This is a genomic window from Alcanivorax sp. HI0083 (assembly GCF_001635175.1).
Map to the genome: position 1 here is coordinate 1 of NZ_LWFX01000076.1, position 709 is coordinate 709.

Annotated in this window: 1 protein-coding gene; it reads left to right on the forward strand. The window is 56.6% G+C overall.

What is annotated here, in order from left to right; translation table 11 throughout:
* Positions 1 to 494, forward strand: a 494-nt coding sequence (locus A3754_RS26895; RefSeq protein WP_063518585.1) for a hypothetical protein, incomplete at its 5' end; no start/stop codon positions are given.
* Positions 495 to 709: the final 215 nt, after the last annotated feature.

Sequence of the window (709 nt, forward strand, 5' to 3'; positions counted from 1 at the left end):
CCTTCTACCGGCACTTCCCGGACATGAGCGCCCTGGGCCTGACGCTGCTGGATGAATCTTTCCGCACCCTGCGCCATATGATGCGCCAGGTCCGCCAGGAAGAACTGCCCAATGAGCGCATGCTGCGCGGATCCCTGGAGGTGTACTTCAACTATGTCCGCAACAACCGCGCCCACTTCCTGTTCGTCTCCAAGGAACTGGCCGGTGGCACCCCCACCATGCGCAACGCCATTCGCCGGGAAATCCGCATGTTCACCAACGAGCTGGCCATGGACATGGCACGCTTTCCGTTTCTGAATCATGTCAATGCGGAAGACCTGCAAATGATGGCCGGGCTGGTGGTCAACAACGTCACCGCCCTGACCCAGGAAATGCTCGAACTGGAAGAAATTGATGAGACCGGTCAGCGAGAAGTGCTAATGACCGCCGAGAAACAACTGCGTCTGATTTACTTCGGCGTGGGCATGTGGCGCTCGGACAAGAGCAGTTCCTGAACGCATTTCACACTTTGCGCCCTTGTGCCACGCGCCTGTGCTTAACTCACCAGACTCCCTGTCTATACGGCCAATAGCGACTCCCCTGCCCTGCTCTATACTCTTTTGCATTGCCACCGTTGCCTACGTTGCAACGCAATCAACGGGAAAGGATTGAGTAATGGGTGAGGTCAAATTCCGCGAGCTGCGTAATTCACCACCCATGGTGATCAACT